Here is an 18052-nt window from a genome sequence, read left to right on the forward strand (position 1 = left end):
CTTTCTGGAAAAGAAAACGGCGGCGCCAGGCGCCGCCGCTGCGAACATGTTCCGCCAGCGCGGATTACATGAACTTGTATTTCACCTGGAACGACAGGGCGCGGCCACGCGGATCGGCCACCCGTGGATCCCAGCCGGCGCCGACCACATCGTCGACATTATGCGCGGTGAACGGCGGGTCCTTGTCGAACAGGTTCTGGATACCAACCGTCAGGGTGGTGTTCTTGAAGCCCGTGTAGGTGCCCGACAGGGTGTAGGTAGTATAGCTGCCGACCTTCGGATTGAAGCCCACCGGATACGGCAGCGCGCCGCCGTTCGGTACCTGGTCCTTGTAGCCGGTGCTGTATTTTTGCGTCAGCAAGCCGCTCCAGTCGCCGCGCGCCAGCGAGAACGAGGCGTTGTGCTTCCAGCGCAAGTACAGGTCGCGCGTGTAGAAATTGCCCACGTACTCCTTGTATGGCTGGCCGGCGATCTCGGCAAACTTGAAGCTCTGGGTCCAGGTGCCATCGAGCGCCGCATTCCATTTGAAGCCGTTGGTGCTGCCTTCGCCACGCAAGCTCAGGTCGGCGCCGCGCGTGCGCGAACCGGCCGCATTGATCCAGCCCGCCTGGATATAGTTGATGGTGTCGTCCGCGTTGCGGATGATGTACTGCGGCAGCAGGGCGGCATTGTTCAGCACGATGGTAGCCGAGCGGTTCAGGATGCGGTCCTTGGAATTGATGGCCCAGTAGTCGAGCGAGGCGGAATATCCCTTGACCGGTTCGATCACCATGCCCACGCTGCCTTGCTTCGAGGTTTCCGGTTTCAGTGTGGTATTGCCGCCCGAGAAATAATTCAGGCGTGCCGGTGCGCAGAAAGCCGGGTCGCCAGGATGGCGCGCGCAACCGAGCGTATCGATTACGCCGCTCGACAATTCCTGGAACAGCTGGCCCGAATACAGCTGGGTAAAGCTGGGTGCCAGGAAACCCTTGTTGGCCGAACCACGGAACAGCAGCCAGGAAGCCGGCTGGTAGCGGAACGACACTTTCGGATTGGTCGACGCGCCCACCAGGCTGTAGTCATCGCGGCGCAAGGCCAGCTGCATTTCCAGGTCCTTGATGATCGGCACCAGCAACTCGGCATACACGGCCTTGACGTTGCGGCTGGCTTTTTCCAGCGCCGCATTGCCCGGCGACAGGTAGACCAGCGTCGCGTCGATATCCTGGCCAAACGCATAGCTTTCGCGGCGCAAGTCAAAACCGACGGCGGCCGACATGGCGCCGGCCGGCAGTTGCAGCAGTTCGCCCGACACCGAGCCATCGATGGCGGTCAGCGTCGTCTTGCCGTGTTGAAAATCGCCACGGAACTTGGTCGACTCGATCAGATCCCTGGCGGCCTGGCTCTGGCTTTGTCCGGCACCCACCCACGGGTTGATCACGCCGCTGGCCAGCGCCGGGAACAGCTGCGCCGTGTACGAATAACCATCGGTCAGCTTGGTGTTGGTCTTGCTTTGCGCATGCGACACGCCCGCCTTGTAGTCCCACTTGCCGACCGTCCCTTCGAAGCCGACCAGCAAGCGCAGGTTGTCGGTGGTATTTTCCTGGGTGCGGTTGCCGAAATCGTTGGCGCGCCACTTGTAGGCGATCGGCTTGGTGCGGTCAAAGGTCGAGATATATGCCGACAGGTCCTGGTAATACGCGCCACCCACCGGATACAGGCCGCCGTTGGCCGCCGTGGTCTGAATCTGCATCGGCGTGAATTCCGCCGTGGCCTTGGTGCGCGAACCGAGCAGCTCGACGAACATGGTATGGTCCTGCGCCAGCTTGAAGGTGCCGCGGCTGAGCAAATTGGCGCGCTCGACCGGGAAGGAGATCACATAGTCGCCGCCATAGTCATAGGCGCAGGAATAGGTGGTGCGCAGCGGCGAGGTCACTTTCGACCACAGCGCCGTCTGGTATTGCGACATGCCGGCCACCGTATCGCACTTGCCCGTGAAACTGAGCGGATTGGCTTGCAGGTATTGATTGGTGCTGCCGGGAACCGTAAACGCGGTACCCAGGGCCGTGCCGGCACCGGTCATCTGGTTGGCGAACGGCGTGCCGGTGGTATCGGGCGACAGGCCGCGGCCCGGCTGGAAACCGTTGGCAAAACTGCGCTGGTTCGAGCTGAGCTTGTCGTTATTGTCGACCGTCAGGCTCATCATGACGTTGTAGCCGTCTTCTTCCAGGTTGCCATGGCCAGCCAGCAAGGACGCGCGGCGGTTCATGCCGCCGCCCGCTTCGGTGGAATTGGTGGTGGCCGACGCTTCCACGCCGTTGTAATTGGTTTTCAGAATGAAGTTGATCACGCCGCCGATGGCGTCGGTACCGTAGATGGCCGACGCGCCGTCTTTCAAAATTTCCACGCGCGAAATGGCGCCCATCGGAATCGAGTTCAGGTCGACCGCCTTGCCGCTGGCGCCGTGGGTGGCGATGCGGCGGCCGTTCAACAGCACCAGGGTGCTGTTCGGCCCCAGGCCGCGCAGCGAAGCGAACGAGGCGCCGCCACTGACCCGGTCGGCATCGGCGCCAAATACGTTATTGCCGGACGTCATATTGTCCGCGCCGGTGCCGTTCGAGGAGATCGTCGACAGCAATTGCTCGGCGCTGGTAATGCCCTGCTTTTCGATCTGGTCGTAGGTGATCACCTGCACCGGCAGCGCGCCTTCCTTGGCGATGCGCTTGATGCTGCTGCCCGTCACTTCGACCCGTTGTATCGCCTGCTGCGCCGCTTCTTGCGCAACGGCCGTGCCAGCCACCCCTATCAATGCCATCAACTGCGCTAGCTTCTTCAATTTCACGGGCCTTCTCCTTATTGGGCAATCGATACTTGAATTCTTCAAGTCAGGTTGTTAGTCACATCGCTGCATCTGTCTCGCAGTACATTTTCTTATGATGTTTGCGCATGACTTTATTTGTTTTCATTTTCAGAGTAGCGCGTTGCTTCCGCCGCCAGCTAATGAAAAATGCTTTCCTAACCATAACTTTTTGGAATGAATGCCCTTTTTCAGCGCCGGCCTACTTTGCCGTGGGGCGGCCCCGTGCCATATCGACGTCCAGATAGCGCCAGGAGGTGAATTCCACGGGATGGCGCCTGTAGTTTTTTAGCCACGCTTGCTGCAGGTCGGCCGAGATAGGATGGGTCAGCAGCACCCATGGCGTATATGCATGGATCAGCTGAGACATGTCGAAGTACAGGCTGCGCCGGCGTGGCGAATCGGACAGCAGGCGCGCCTCCTCATAGCGTTTATTGTAATCGGGCAAGTTAAAGCGGGCGTAGTTGGCTCTGCCACTGTTGGGGCCGTACAACAATTGCATAAAGTTATCACCATCGGGGAAGTCCGCGATCCAGTTGGTCTCGAACATCTGCACCTTGCCCAGGCGCGAGGCCTTGATGATTTCGGTCTTCTTGTCGCTCTTGAATTCCACGCGCAGGCCGATCGCATTGAGGTTGCGGCGCCATAATTCGTCGCGCAGCCGCCCCACCGTGCTCGGCTCCGTATGCATGGTGAGGGTCAAAGGAGTGCCATCGGGCTGCTGGCGAAAGCCACTGGCTCCCAGCTTGTAGCCGTAACGGTCCAGCAGCGCGCGCGCCAGCACCGGATCGTATGACACGGGACTGCGGTATGCCTTGTCGTAGCCCAGCACATTCGGTGGCAACGGCGACTGCGCCGGCAGGGCCAGGCCCTTTTTCAGCAAGGCGATATCCTCGCGGCTGTTGTAGCTGAGGGCAATCGCGCGCCGCAGCGCCAAGCGTGCCTTGCTGTAGCCGCCCAGCACCGGGTCGTCCATATTCATCCACATGTAATAGGTCTGCAGCACGGGGAAACGCTCCAGGGTGATGCCTTTCGCCGCCAAGTCCTGCTTCAGGCCACCGTTGGCCAGCACCATGTCGGTCAGCGACTCGGGCACCTGCTCCAGGTAATCGAACTCGCCTTTCAGGAAGCCCAGCATGCGCGACTGGTATTCCTCGACGATGCGCACTTCGATGCGCTCGACCAGCGGCAGTTTCTTTCCTTCCAGCGATCTGGCAATTGTCTGGTCGGCCGGTGGCAGCGCGGCCAGTGCCGCCGCGTCCACATGAAACACGGTGGAGCGGAAATTCGGATTGGCCTGCAGCACGATCTTGTCGCTGCGTTTCCATTCCGTGATCATGAATGGCCCCGTGCCGACCGGATGGTTGCCGATCTGGCCTGGCGCCTTGTACGCTTCGGCCACTTCGCGCGCCACCACGCCGGTGGCCGGCATGGCCAGGTAAAACAGGAAGTTCGGATCGATGCTGTTCAGGCGGATGCGCAGCGTATATTTGTCCAGCGCCTGCAGGCCCGCGATCGGCCTGTCGTAGCTGAAGTTGCTCTTCAGGGCAGCATCGCCCACCAATTTATCTTCCAGCAAAAACAGCCAGGGCGATTTCAGCGCGGGATCGTACAAGCGCGTCAGGCTGTACACATAATCTTGCGCCGTCACTTCGCGCGGCTTGCCCTTGAAGGCCGGATCGGGCGTAAAGAAGACGCCGGGCTGGAGCTGGAAAATATAGGTCAGTCCGCCATCCTCGACCTTCGGCAGGCCGCGCGCCGTATTGCCCTGCAGCTTGACCGGACGCGCCAGGTAGTCGTAGCGCAGCAGCGGGTCGAACACGTTTTCCATCAGGTTCAGACTGGCCAGGTCGGAGGCGACAGCCGGGTCCAGACCCGTCTCGCTGGTGCTCAGGAACAGGTGCAGGGTCTTGCCGGCGCGCGCCTCAGGCGCGGCATGGCTGGCAGTTGCAAACAAGGTCAGCAAGGCCAGGCCGGCGGCGCAGGCGGTTTTACGCAAAAACATCATCAATGATCCAGTACAGGTGAAAGCAGGCATCAGCCAGCGTACGCGGGCGGGCGACGGGATGCCAATGAAAACAGGCTGCCAGCTTATAACTTTTTGGCATGCGGCTGCTGCATTCTTTCATCAACGCGCCGCACGCTGCCTCTATACTTTGCTTGCAGGTATTTTCCTCGTCTCGAAAACAAACATTGATCACCTATGGCACTTAATTACATCTGGTCCGGCTTTTTCCTCGTAGGTTTCCTGGCCGCCGTGCTGCAGTGGCTGTTTTTGGGCGATACCGATATCTTCAAGCGCATCATCGACGGTACCTTCGAGACGGCGCGCATGGGCGTGATGGATATCGCGCTGCCACTGGCCGGCGTGATGACCTTGTGGCTGGGCATCATGAATATCGGCGAAAAGGCCGGCATCGTCGGCTGGCTGGCGAAAGTGATCGCACCGTTCTTTTCGCGCATCTTCCCGGAAATTCCGAGAGACCACCCGGCCACCGGCCATATGGTGATGAATTTCTCGGCCAACCTGCTGGGCCTGGACAATGCGGCCACGCCGTTCGGTTTAAAGGCGATGGAAAGCCTGCAGACGCTGAACCCGAACAAGGACGAGGCCACCAATGCGCAGATCATGTTCCTGGTGCTGCACACCTCGGGCCTGACCCTGATCCCACTGGCCATCATGGCGCAGCGCTCCATCCTCGGCGCGGCCGATCCGTCCGACATCTTTATTCCCTGCATGATCGCCACCTATGTCGCCACCGTGGTCGGCATCATCACCGTCTCGATCAAGCAGCGCATCAACCTGCTCAACAGCGTCGTGCTGAGCTGGCTGGGCGGCATGACGGCCGCCATCGTCGCCATGATCTGGTACTTCACGCAATACCTGACGAAACAGGAAATCGAGCTGGTGTCGAAGGTGGTCAGCAACCTGGTCTTGATCAGCGTGATCGCCATCTTCATCATCGGTGCGCTGCGAAAAAAAGTGAATGTGTATGACGCCTTTATCGAAGGGGCGAAAGGCGGCATCCAGACCTCGATCACCGTGATTCCCTACCTGGTCGGCATGCTGGTGGCGATCAGCGTGATCCGCAATGCGGGCGTGTTCAATTTCGTCATGAGCGGCTTTAACTGGTTCTTTGCCAACCTCGGCATCAATACGGATTTCGTGCCCGCCTTGCCGACCGCCATGATGAAGCCGCTCAGCGGTTCCGGCTCGAAAGCCATGATGATCGACGCCATGAATACCTATGGCGTCGACTCGTTTGTCGGCCGCCTGGCCTGCGTGTTCCAAGGCTCGGCCGACACCACCTTCTATATCGTGGCCCTGTACTTCGGCTCGGTCGGCATCCGCAAGACGCGCTATGCCATCACGGCCGGCCTGATCGCCGACCTGGCCGGCGTGATCACCGCCGTGTTTGTCGCCTACGTCTTTTTCCATTGAGGAGCACCATGTTACGTCCTGTTCTGATCGCCGCCCTGTTGGCCGGGCTTGGCCTGTCGACGGCGCATGCCCAATTGCCGGACTCCGTCAGCGTGCTGCTGCGCAGCGCGAATATTCCCGAAGACGCCATCGGCGCCATCGTCCTGCGTGGCAATACGGTAGTGATGTCGCATGGGGCCGAACGCAGCATGCAGCCGGCGTCGACCATGAAACTGGTGACCACGGCCGTCGGCCTGGAACAGCTGGGCCCCACCTTCCGCGGCCGCACGGAGCTGCGCACCAGCGCCGACGTCATCAATGGCGTGCTGAAGGGTGACCTGATTTTGCGCGGTGGTGCGGATACCGACTTCAATGCGGACGTGCTGGAGCACATGCTGCAAACCCTGCGCAACCAGGGCATCGTGAAAATCAAGGGCGACCTGATCCTCGACCGCCAGCTGTTCCAGCCGGCTCGGCCCGACATCGGCGCGCCACCGTTCGATGAGTCGGCCGAGTTCCGCTACAACGTGATTCCCGACGCCTTGCTGCTCAATACCAATCTGCTCGATATCGAGCTCAGTTCGACCGCGCAGCAATTGAAATTGCTGATGCTGCCGGCGCTGGAGAACGTCAGCATCAGCAGCGACATGACGCTAATAAAAGGCAATTGTGCGCGCTGGGAAGATGGCTGGCGCCCACCCGAGTACCGGCGCGATGCGGGCGGCAAGCTGCAGGTCATCTTGCACGGCACCTTTCCACAGAATTGCCACAAGGCTTTCAGTATCAATGTGCTGGACCGCAATGATTATGCAGACAAGCTGTTCCGCACGACCTGGAAGCGGCTGGGCGGCACGATTAGCGGCAGCGTGCGCGAAGCGCCAAACACAGGCTTGCCGCCGAGTGCCGAACCGGTCGGCACGCGCATGCTGGCCGACCATGTGGCGCGCGCCCTGCCGGAAGTGCTGCGTGATATCAACAAATCGTCCGACAACACCCTGGCCCGTACCCTCTTCCTCAGCATCGGCAGCCTGCAAAGCGATGGCTGGCTGGGCAGCCGCCCGGTGGCCATGACGGCGCAGGAAGACACGGCCACGCGTTCGCGGCAAGTGATCCAGGAATGGATGCAGCGCCACAATATCGATACGAACGGCATGCTGATCGACAATGGCTCCGGCCTGTCGCGCACGGGCCGCATCGCGCCGCGGCAACTGGCCGGCGTGCTGCAGGCGATGCAGCAAAGCGTGTGGGCGCCCGAGTTCCAATCGAGCCTGCCCATCGTTGCCCTGGACGGCACCATGCGCAAGCGCCTGCTGGGCAGTCCGGTGGCAGCGCGCGCCCGCATCAAGACGGGAACGTTAAAGAATGTGGTGGCGATCGCCGGCTATGTGCCAGACGCCAACAACCAGCAATGCGTGGTGGTGGCCATGATCAATAGCGACCTGGTGGGCAACGGCAATGGCCGCGCGGCAGTCGATGCATTGATCGAGTGGGTGGCCAGAAGCGGTACAACGCCAGTGATCGCAAGCCAATAACCCTTGAACAGCCGGGTCAGCCCCCTCGCCCGCTAGCAATGAACTCTGCGTTGGCGGCATTGAGGGTCTGACCCCAGACTTCGCTTGGGGTCAACAATAACGAATCTTCAGACGAAAAAAAACCCCACTCATCACTGATCGGGGTTTTTCTCTTACTGCGTATAACAAGCCTGACGATAACCTACTTTCACACTGGTTGCAGCACTATCATCGGCGCAAAGTTGTTTCACGGTCCTGTTCGGGATGGGAAGGGGTGGGACCAACTTGCTATGGTCATCAGGCATAACTTGTACTGACGGTTGCTCCCGATTGGGCAGCAGCGTCATGAATCTGGAAGAAGCAAAGATTTTGGGTAATGAATGTCGTATCAACACACACGCAACGTTGTACCGTCTTATCCTCTGCACCTGCTAAGGTTATAGGGACAAGCCGTACGGGCAATTAGTACTGGTTAGCTTAATGCATTACTGCACTTCCACACCCAGCCTATCAACGTCCTGGTCTCGAACGACCCTTCAAAGAGCTCAAGGCTCTGGGAAATCTCATCTCAAGGCAAGTTTCCCGCTTAGATGCTTTCAGCGGTTATCTCTTCCGAACTTAGCTACCCGGCAATGCCACTGGCGTGACAACCGGTACACCAGAGGTTCGTCCACTCCGGTCCTCTCGTACTAGGAGCAGCCCCCTTCAAATTTCCAACGCCCACGGCAGATAGGGACCAAACTGTCTCACGACGTTTTAAACCCAGCTCACGTACCACTTTAAATGGCGAACAGCCATACCCTTGGGACCGGCTACAGCCCCAGGATGTGATGAGCCGACATCGAGGTGCCAAACTCCCCCGTCGATATGAACTCTTGGGAGGAATCAGCCTGTTATCCCCAGAGTACCTTTTATCCGTTGAGCGATGGCCCTTCCATACAGAACCACCGGATCACTATGTCCTACTTTCGTACCTGCTCGACTTGTCAGTCTCGCAGTTAAGCACGCTTATGCCATTGCACTATCAACACGATGTCCGACCGTATCTAGCGTACCTTCGAACTCCTCCGTTACACTTTAGGAGGAGACCGCCCCAGTCAAACTGCCTACCATGCACTGTCCCCGATCCGGATAACGGACCAAGGTTAGAACCTCAAACAAACCAGGGTGGTATTTCAAGGTTGGCTCCACGAGAACTAGCGTCCCCGCTTCAAAGCCTCCCACCTATCCTACACAGATTGGTTCAAAGTCCAATGCAAAGCTACAGTAAAGGTTCATGGGGTCTTTCCGTCTAGCCGCGGGTAGATTGCATCATCACAAACATTTCAACTTCGCTGAGTCTCGGGAGGAGACAGTGTGGCCATCGTTACGCCATTCGTGCAGGTCGGAACTTACCCGACAAGGAATTTCGCTACCTTAGGACCGTTATAGTTACGGCCGCCGTTTACTGGGACTTCAATCAAGAGCTTGCACCCCATCATTTAATCTTCCAGCACCGGGCAGGCGTCACACCCTATACGTCCACTTTCGTGTTTGCAGAGTGCTGTGTTTTTATTAAACAGTCGCAGCCACCAGTTTATTGCAACCCTTTCACCCTCATGGAGTAAACCAATCAAGCTACCGGGGCGTACCTTTTCCCGAAGTTACGGTACCAATTTGCCGAGTTCCTTCTCCCGAGTTCTCTCAAGCGCCTTAGAATACTCATCTCGCCCACCTGTGTCGGTTTGCGGTACGGTCTCGTATGACTGAAGCTTAGAGGCTTTTCTTGGAACCACTTCCGATTGCTTCGTGAACAAGTTCACTCGTCCCATCCCCTTGAATCCTGCGCCCGGATTTGCCTAAGCGCCTTCTATGAGACAGAAACTGACTATTCCAACAGTCAGACAACCTTCCGCGATCCGTCCCCCCATCGCATCATACGACGGTGCAGGAATATTAACCTGCTTCCCATCAGCTACGCATCTCTGCCTCGCCTTAGGGGCCGACTCACCCTGCTCCGATGAACGTTGAACAGGAAACCTTGGGCTTACGGCGTGGAGGCTTTTCACCCCCATTATCGCTACTCATGTCAGCATTCGCACTTCTGATACCTCCAGCATCCTTTACAAGACACCTTCGCAGGCTTACAGAACGCTCTCCTACCATATCCAATAAAGGATATCCGCAGCTTCGGTGACTGGCTTAGCCCCGTTACATCTTCCGCGCAGGACGACTCGATCAGTGAGCTATTACGCTTTCTTTAAATGATGGCTGCTTCTAAGCCAACATCCTGACTGTTTTAGCCTTCCCACTTCGTTTTCCACTTAGCCAATCTTTGGGACCTTAGCTGGCGGTCTGGGTTGTTTCCCTCTTGACGCCGGACGTTAGCACCCGACGTCTGTCTCCCAAGCTCGCACTCATCGGTATTCGGAGTTTGCAATGGGTTGGTAAGTCGCAATGACCCCCTAGCCATAACAGTGCTCTACCCCCGATGGTGATACTTGAGGCACTACCTAAATAGTTTTCGGAGAGAACCAGCTATTTCCAAGTTTGTTTAGCCTTTCACCCCTACCCACAGCTCATCCCCTAATTTTTCAACATTAGTGGGTTCGGACCTCCAGGGCGTGTTACCGCACCTTCATCCTGGCCATGAGTAGATCACTTGGTTTCGGGTCTACACCCAGCGACTGATCGCCCTATTCGGACTCGATTTCTCTACGGCTTCCCTATCTGGTTAACCTTGCCACTGAATGTAAGTCGCTGACCCATTATACAAAAGGTACGCAGTCACGGAACAAGTCCGCTCCTACTGTTTGTATGCACACGGTTTCAGGATCTATTTCACTCCCCTTCCGGGGTTCTTTTCGCCTTTCCCTCACGGTACTGGTTCACTATCGGTCGATTACGAGTATTTAGCCTTGGAGGATGGTCCCCCCATATTCAGACAGGATGTCACGTGTCCCGCCCTACTTGTCGTACGCTTAGTATCACCGGTCCGATTTCACATACGGGGCTATCACCCGCTATGGCTCCTATTTCCAGAGGATTCTGTTATCGGTCCGACTATCACGTACAGGCTCTTCCCATTTCGCTCGCCGCTACTTTGGGAATCTCGGTTGATTTCTTTTCCTGCAGCTACTTAGATGTTTCAGTTCGCCGCGTTCGCCTTGCATACCTATGTATTCAGTATGCAATACCCTAAAAGGGTGGGTTGCCCCATTCGGAAATCTGCGGATCAAAGTGTGTTTGCTCACTCCCCGCAGCTTATCGCAAGCTACTACGTCCTTCATCGCCTGTAATCGCCAAGGCATCCACCATGTGCACTTATTCGCTTGTCCCTATAACGTTAGCCTCTGAAAACCGAAGTCATCAAAGAGCGCTACAGGGATAAGAAAGTACAACGTTGTTGCTTGTTTGTTGATACATACAATCATTACCCATCAAGTCGCCTCATGCATTCCTGCACGCATAGACTTGATCAATAAATAATCTTTACTTCTTCCAGATTGTTAAAGAACATACAGCACTTGGTCTCTAAAAGACCAAACCTAAATTTCATCACCGATGTGATCAACTTACGTTTGAACTTTTTGGTGGAGGATGACGGGATCGAACCGACGACCCCCTGCTTGCAAAGCAGGTGCTCTCCCAGCTGAGCTAATCCCCCTGAGATACTATAGAAACTGGTAGGGCTGGTTGGACTCGAACCAACGACCCCCGCGTTATCAACACGGTGCTCTAACCAGCTGAGCTACAGCCCCAACGCGGTGCTACAAACGACTACTGTTTCTTCTTCAGCTAACAGTCGATAAGTGTGAACATTTGATGGTGAAGCATTACTGCTTCGTGCAAACTCTAGAAAGGAGGTGATCCAGCCGCACCTTCCGATACGGCTACCTTGTTACGACTTCACCCCAGTCACGAATCCTACCGTGGTAAGCGCCCTCCTTGCGGTTAAGCTACCTACTTCTGGTAAAACCCGCTCCCATGGTGTGACGGGCGGTGTGTACAAGACCCGGGAACGTATTCACCGCGACATGCTGATCCGCGATTACTAGCGATTCCAACTTCATGCAGTCGAGTTGCAGACTACAATCCGGACTACGATACACTTTCTGCGATTAGCTCCCCCTCGCGGGTTGGCGGCGCTCTGTATGTACCATTGTATGACGTGTGAAGCCCTACCCATAAGGGCCATGAGGACTTGACGTCATCCCCACCTTCCTCCGGTTTGTCACCGGCAGTCTCATTAGAGTGCCCTTTCGTAGCAACTAATGACAAGGGTTGCGCTCGTTGCGGGACTTAACCCAACATCTCACGACACGAGCTGACGACAGCCATGCAGCACCTGTGTACTGGTTCTCTTTCGAGCACTCCCCAATCTCTCGGGGATTCCAGCCATGTCAAGGGTAGGTAAGGTTTTTCGCGTTGCATCGAATTAATCCACATCATCCACCGCTTGTGCGGGTCCCCGTCAATTCCTTTGAGTTTTAATCTTGCGACCGTACTCCCCAGGCGGTCTACTTCACGCGTTAGCTGCGTTACCAAGTCAATTAAGACCCGACAACTAGTAGACATCGTTTAGGGCGTGGACTACCAGGGTATCTAATCCTGTTTGCTCCCCACGCTTTCGTGCATGAGCGTCAATCTTGACCCAGGGGGCTGCCTTCGCCATCGGTGTTCCTCCACATATCTACGCATTTCACTGCTACACGTGGAATTCTACCCCCCTCTGCCAGATTCTAGCCTTGCAGTCTCCAATGCAATTCCCAGGTTGAGCCCGGGGATTTCACATCAGACTTACAAAACCGCCTGCGCACGCTTTACGCCCAGTAATTCCGATTAACGCTTGCACCCTACGTATTACCGCGGCTGCTGGCACGTAGTTAGCCGGTGCTTATTCTTCAGGTACCGTCATTAGCAGGAGATATTAGCTCCCACCGTTTCTTCCCTGACAAAAGAGCTTTACAACCCGAAGGCCTTCTTCACTCACGCGGCATTGCTGGATCAGGCTTGCGCCCATTGTCCAAAATTCCCCACTGCTGCCTCCCGTAGGAGTCTGGACCGTGTCTCAGTTCCAGTGTGGCTGGTCGTCCTCTCAGACCAGCTACTGATCGATGCCTTGGTAGGCTTTTACCCTACCAACTAGCTAATCAGATATCGGCCGCTCCACGAGCATGAGGTCTTGCGATCCCCCACTTTCATCCGTAGATCGTATGCGGTATTAGCGTAACTTTCGCTACGTTATCCCCCACTCCAGGGTACGTTCCGATATATTACTCACCCGTTCGCCACTCGCCACCAGAGCAAGCTCCGTGCTGCCGTTCGACTTGCATGTGTAAGGCATGCCGCCAGCGTTCAATCTGAGCCAGGATCAAACTCTTCAGTTTAATCTCTGTTACTTTGCCATTTTATTGGCATGGTCGAACCTTTTAATCGGTTCAAACCCCTCGCATTGCGAGATGTTTGCTCACTCAAAAAACTGACAGGCTACTTCCGAAGAAGTATCCTATTTCATTATTTCTTGTGAACATTTGATATTTTAAGTTTGACGTCAATCCGAAGATCAACGCTGCACTTCATCAAATGCCCACACTTATCGACTGTTAATTGTTAAAGAACGGTATTCGGTACTGCGTGTTTCGCGCTATCGACAAAGCGTTGTGTTTGTCAGCTGCGAAGAAGGAAGAGTATGAAGCTTATTCAGCATTTCGTCAACCTTCTTTTTATCCCCGTTTAACTCTGCAACACGGTGTTTTGTGTGCGTCGTTTTGCGAGGAGGCGAATCATATCAAAGGCCATCGAAGTTTGGCAAGCGCTTTTCCAAAAATGCGTGCATGCCCTCTTTCTGCGCCGGCGTGCCGAACGCGGCCTGGAACAAACGGCGCTCGTAGGCGACACCATCGGTCAAGGTGGTCTCAAAGGCGCGGTTGACGCAATCCTTGATCATCATGGCGACCGAGGTCGGCATGGCGGCGATGGTTCTGGCGGCCGCCAGGGTTTCTTCCAGCAGCTTGTCGGCCGGCACCACGCGCGATACCAGGCCGATGCGTTCGGCTTCCACCGCGTCAATCGTGCGCGCCGTCAGCAGCAGGTCCATGGCCTTGGCCTTGCCGATGGCGCGCGGCAGGCGCTGCGTGCCACCTGCACCTGGTGTGACGCCGACCTTGATTTCCGGCTGGCCGAATTTGGCGCTGTCGGCAGCGATCAAAAAATCGCACATCATGGCCAGTTCGCAGCCGCCGCCCAGCGCATAGCCGGCCACCGCCCCCACCACCGGCTTGCGCACGCGCAGGATATGCTCCCAGTTGCGGCTGATATAGCCTTGTGTAAACGTGTCGGGATAGGTGTAGTCGGCCATGGCCGCGATATCGGCGCCGGCGGCAAACGCCTTTTCGCTGCCGGTCAGCACGATGCAGCCGATATTCTCGTCGGCGTCGAACTTGAGCAGCGCGTCGCCCAGCTCGTTCATCATGCGCTCGTTCAAGGCATTCAGGGCCTTGGGACGGTTCAGGCGTATCAGCGCGACTTTGTCCTGGATTTCGATGATCAGGTCTTCGTATTGCATGGTGTCTCCTCTTGATGAACGGTGCTGACGATTGTAGCGGCTAATGGCGGCGCCACTGCGGCAGCGCTGTTATTATTATCAACCTGCTCACCCACCTCGACGCGTGCCGTATTTTCTCCACCCTATTCCACTCTCTGACCAGCCGCCTGCGCGGTGACGGTTCCGCCGCCACCGTCAATTTCCGCCGCCTGTGGTTCAGCAACGGCCTCAATTGCTTTGGCGCCCAGATCACTTCGCTGGCCCTGCCTCTGTGCGCGGTATTGCTGCTGCATGCGACGCCGGAACAGATGGGCATCCTGGTCGCCTTGCAGGCGCTGCCGTTTGCGCTGTTCGGCCTGCCCGTCGGCGTGCTGCTGGACCGGCGCAGCAAGCATCCGATCATGCTGTTCAGCGAGAGCATGTCGGGCCTGGCGCTGGCCAGCGTGGCGGTGGCGTACTGGTGCGGCGTGCTGTCGATGCCGTGGCTGTATATCGTGGGTTTTATTATCGGCACCGGTTTCGTGGTCGGCGGCGGCGCCGAACAGGTGTTTTTGACTTTTCTCGTCGGGCGCGACGGCTTGATCGATGCGCAATCGAAATTTGCCGCCACGGAATCGGCCTCGCGCCTGATCGGACCGGGCATGGCGGGCGTGCTGGTGCAAACCCTGTCAGCGCCAGTCGCCATCCTGTGCACGGCCTGCGGCTATCTGATTTCCGTATTCAATTTGCGCGCCATGAGCGTGCGCGATCCGCGTCCCGCGCCGTCGCATAATCACCCCTTGCGCGATATTGCCGATGGGCTGCTGTTTGTCTGGCGCGAACCGCTGCTGCGCGCGCTGGCCTGGGGCGCCGGCGTCTGGCACTTTTTGTTTTACGCCAGCATGGCCTTGACGGTGCTGTTCGCCACGCATGACCTGGGCATGAGTCCCGGCGTGCTGGGCATGGCGCAAATGCTGGGCGGCGCCGGCGTGCTGGTCAGCGCCATCGTCGTCAAACCGCTGACGCGCCGTTATGGCGCCGGCAAGGTAATCCTGATCGGCCTGGCGTCGACCTCGCTGTGCTTCGTGCTGACGCCGGCGATACCGGCCAACCTGTTCGGCAGCGCCACCGCCAGTGCGGCGGCGTATGCCGTGCTGATGTTCTTTTTCGATTGCGGCGTGATGCTGTTCTTTATTCCCTACCTGGGCCTGCGCCAGAAAGTCACGCCCGACGCCATGCTGGGACGGATGACCTCGACCATGCGCTTTTTGACGGTGGCCACGGCGCCGCTGGGCGCGCTGGCGGCCGGCTGGGTGGCCGAGCACTTCGGCGTGCGCAGCGGCATGGCCTGCATCGCGGCCGGCAGCATCCTGCTCACGATCGCGATGGTGTGGGGCACGCCGCTACGCAAGGCGCGCGGCTGAAGCACAAAATCGATAGAGGGTGTATAAGATTGCTTTGCCGACACTATTCAACACGAAGCCGGCCAGACTTGATTTATATCAAGGATTTCCTCCGGGTAAATCCATAAGCTGCAAATATTTCCAAGGAGCACATTATGTTCAAGACGATCCTCTTCCCTACCGACGGCTCGCCGCTGTCCGACCAGGCCGCCAATACCGCCATCGCCTTCGCCCAATTGAACCAGGCCAAGCTGGTCGCCGTCAGCGTGGTGCAGCCATTTCCGTTTTCGCCGATGGCCGACGGCGGCATCGTGCTCGACGCCAGCCTGTACGAGCAGCAGATGAATGAATCGGCGCAGCGCGCGATCGAGAAAATCGGCGAGGCCGCGCGCGCCGCCAACGTGCCGTTCGAAGGCGTGGTCGCGCTGTCGCCCAGCCCGCACGAGGAAATCGTCAATACGGCGCAAGCCTATCAGTGCGACATCATCCTGATGGCCTCGCATGGCCGCAAGGGCCTGAACAAATTGTTCGTGGGCAGCGAAACACAAAAAGTGTTGGCGCATACCCACCTGCCTGTCATGGTATTGCGTTAAACATTACTGCAAGCACTACTGCGGCTGCTTCGGCAGCAGCACCCACACCATGCCGCTCTGCTTCATGCGGCCGGCATTCTCGGCCGCTTCCGCGCCGAAGCCAAAGAAATAATCGACCCGGATCGGCCCGCGGATGGCGCCGCCCGTGTCCTGCGCCATCACCAGGCGCTGCATCGGGATATCGCTGTTCGCCTGCGTGGTCGACAGGAACACGGGCACGCCCAGCGGCACGAAACGCGAGTCGATGGCCACCGAGCGCTGCGGCGTCAGCGGCACGCCCAGCGCGCCTTTCGGCCCCACCTTCGGATCGGGCAAGCGCTCTTCCTTGAAGAACACATAGCTGGGATTGGCGTTGAACAGCTCGTCCTTGCGGGTCGGATGGCCTGCGATCCAGGCCTTGATGCCCTGCGCCGAGGCCTGGCTCATGGTCAATTCTCCCTTGTCGACCAGGTAGCGGCCGATCGACTGGTAGGGATGGCCATTCTGATCCGCATAGGCCACGCGCACGGTTTCCTGGGTGTCGGTCAGCTGCACCCTGCCGCTGCCCTGCACCTGCAGAAAAAACGCTTCCACCTCATCGTCGACCCACAGCAATTCCTTGCCCGTCACGGAGGTGGCGCGCTCGATATCGGCGCGCGTGGCATATGGCACCACTTTCTTGCCGACCAGCTTGCCGCGCAGCCGCATGTTTTTCAGTTCCGGATACACGCTGGACAAGTCCACCGTCACCAGATCGTCCGGCACCTTGTACAGCGGCGTCTGGTATGGCCCGCCGCGTTTGCGCGCGCCATGCAGCAGCGGTTCGTAATAGCCTGTCACCAGGCCGGAATTGGCCCCATCGGCGGCGACCATCTGGTTCGGCACGAAAAACGCTTCGAAGAACTGGCGGATCGCCTTGTCGCTGTCGGCATTGACCTGGCGCGCAATCGTGCATGACTCTTTCCAGTCGGGCCGCTTGACCAGCACGGCGCACGAGGCCATGAAGGCGGGCCAGGCCGCGCGCACGTCGTCGCGGGCCCAGCCGGGCAAGGCGGCAAAGCCGACCGGCACAAAAGTGGGCGCCTGGGCGTCCTTGGCGTCAGGCGCGGCCGGTTTGGCCGGCACGGGCTTGACGACCGATGGCGTAATGGCCGGCGGCTTGGCCGGCACGGGCGTCAGCGGCACCGTGCTGGTGCATGCGGACAACGCCAGCGCGACGGCGACGCTTGAAACGAGTAGACTGAGGCGTAAAGACATAGGAGAGCGTATGTGGATCTTGGTAATGGAAGCGATGGTGGCGTTTTTCCTGCTGGCGTTTATCGTCTGGTGGACCATGTATTCGGGCAAGAAGCCCACGCCGCCAGCGCAGAAACAGGTGGCAACCGACAAGGACGCCACCGAAAAACTGAAATAAGGAAGTGCGCGTAGTTTAGTGCAGCGTGCGCGGCAGCGACAACACGAACTCGGGAATCTGCGCTTCGAACTGGTGGCCGTCTTCGGCCACGCAGAAATATTCACCGAGCATGGTGCCTTGCGGCGTGGCCAGCACGGTGCCGCTCGTGTATTCGAACTGCTCGCCCGGCTGCAGCAGCGGCTGGTGGCCGACGGCGCCCAGGCCGCGCACTTCTTCCACCTTGTTGTTGGCGTCGGTGATCACCCAGTGGCGCGAGATCAGCTGCGCGCCGGCGGTGCCCGTGTTGACCACGCGAATCGTGTAGCTGAACACATGGCGGCCCTGGTCGGGCGCCGATTGCTCCGGCAAATACTGTGTCTTGACCGTTACCGTAAATTCATAAGTCGCCATCGT

General features: G+C 58.0%; 10 protein-coding genes, 2 tRNA genes and 3 rRNA genes. 5 read left to right on the forward strand and 10 right to left on the reverse strand.

Annotated features, from left to right (window positions below; translation table 11 throughout):
• Positions 1–64 precede the first annotated feature (64 nt).
• Positions 65–2818: a TonB-dependent receptor gene (locus tag ACP7B7_RS02505; protein ID WP_308923089.1), complete on the reverse strand. Its 2754-nt coding sequence runs from the start codon at positions 2816–2818 to the stop codon at positions 65–67.
• Positions 2819–3035: 217 nt separating this feature from the next.
• A complete protein-coding gene (locus tag ACP7B7_RS02510; protein ID WP_308923090.1) occupies positions 3036–4841 on the reverse strand; it encodes an ABC transporter substrate-binding protein in 1806 nt (601 codons plus the stop codon).
• A 195-nt stretch (positions 4842–5036) separates the two neighbouring features.
• Here ACP7B7_RS02510 and ACP7B7_RS02515 point away from each other — a divergent pair, with 195 nt between their 5' ends.
• Complete coding sequence (locus ACP7B7_RS02515) at positions 5037–6275, forward strand: nucleoside recognition domain-containing protein (protein WP_308923091.1); 1239 nt, start codon at positions 5037–5039, stop codon at positions 6273–6275.
• An 8-nt stretch (positions 6276–6283) separates the two neighbouring features.
• Positions 6284–7786 carry a D-alanyl-D-alanine carboxypeptidase/D-alanyl-D-alanine endopeptidase gene (dacB, locus tag ACP7B7_RS02520; RefSeq protein ID WP_426075632.1) on the forward strand — a complete coding sequence of 501 codons (1503 nt, stop codon included), beginning with the start codon at positions 6284–6286 and terminating at the stop codon, positions 7784–7786.
• 168 nt (positions 7787–7954) lie between these two features.
• Here the strand turns inward: dacB and rrf are convergent.
• From rrf to ACP7B7_RS02550, 6 genes are all read right to left on the reverse strand, one after another.
• Positions 7955–8067 (reverse strand): 5S ribosomal RNA (rrf, locus tag ACP7B7_RS02525).
• 139 nt (positions 8068–8206) lie between these two features.
• Positions 8207–11082 (reverse strand): 23S ribosomal RNA (locus ACP7B7_RS02530).
• Positions 11083–11335: 253 nt separating this feature from the next.
• Positions 11336–11411 (reverse strand) — tRNA-Ala (locus ACP7B7_RS02535).
• Between the two features lie 17 nt (positions 11412–11428).
• A tRNA-Ile gene (locus tag ACP7B7_RS02540) sits at positions 11429–11505 on the reverse strand.
• Positions 11506–11603: 98 nt separating this feature from the next.
• Positions 11604–13134, reverse strand: a 16S ribosomal RNA gene (locus tag ACP7B7_RS02545).
• The 16S, 23S and 5S rRNA genes sit together here with 2 tRNA genes alongside, the layout of an rRNA operon.
• Positions 13135–13535: 401 nt before the next feature.
• Positions 13536–14312, reverse strand: a complete 777-nt coding sequence (locus ACP7B7_RS02550) for an enoyl-CoA hydratase (protein ID WP_308923758.1) — start codon at positions 14310–14312, stop codon at positions 13536–13538.
• A 188-nt stretch (positions 14313–14500) separates the two neighbouring features.
• Here ACP7B7_RS02550 and ACP7B7_RS02555 point away from each other — a divergent pair, with 188 nt between their 5' ends.
• Positions 14501–15694, forward strand: coding sequence for an MFS transporter (locus ACP7B7_RS02555; RefSeq protein ID WP_426075879.1), 1194 nt, complete (start codon positions 14501–14503; stop codon positions 15692–15694).
• Between the two features lie 134 nt (positions 15695–15828).
• On the forward strand, positions 15829–16266 hold the full coding sequence (locus ACP7B7_RS02560; RefSeq protein ID WP_426075633.1) for a universal stress protein: 438 nt from the start codon (positions 15829–15831) through the stop codon (positions 16264–16266).
• Between the two features lie 15 nt (positions 16267–16281).
• On the opposite strand, the gene ACP7B7_RS02565 is transcribed toward ACP7B7_RS02560, so the two are convergent.
• Positions 16282–17502 (reverse strand): murein transglycosylase A, encoded by a 1221-nt coding sequence (locus tag ACP7B7_RS02565; protein ID WP_308923756.1) that lies wholly within the window; start codon positions 17500–17502, stop codon positions 16282–16284.
• Between the two features lie 10 nt (positions 17503–17512).
• On the opposite strand from ACP7B7_RS02565, the gene ACP7B7_RS02570 reads away from it, so the two are divergent.
• A complete protein-coding gene (locus ACP7B7_RS02570) occupies positions 17513–17659 on the forward strand; it encodes a hypothetical protein (protein WP_308923755.1) in 147 nt (48 codons plus the stop codon).
• Between the two features lie 15 nt (positions 17660–17674).
• Here the strand turns inward: ACP7B7_RS02570 and apaG are convergent, their stop codons facing one another.
• Positions 17675–18049 carry a Co2+/Mg2+ efflux protein ApaG gene (gene apaG, locus ACP7B7_RS02575; RefSeq protein ID WP_308925648.1) on the reverse strand — a complete coding sequence of 125 codons (375 nt, stop codon included), beginning with the start codon at positions 18047–18049 and terminating at the stop codon, positions 17675–17677.
• Between the last annotated feature and the right edge of the window lie 3 nt (positions 18050–18052).

It is taken from the genome of Janthinobacterium sp. PSPC3-1 (genome assembly GCF_049896105.1).
GTDB lineage: Bacteria > Pseudomonadota > Gammaproteobacteria > Burkholderiales > Burkholderiaceae_D > Janthinobacterium.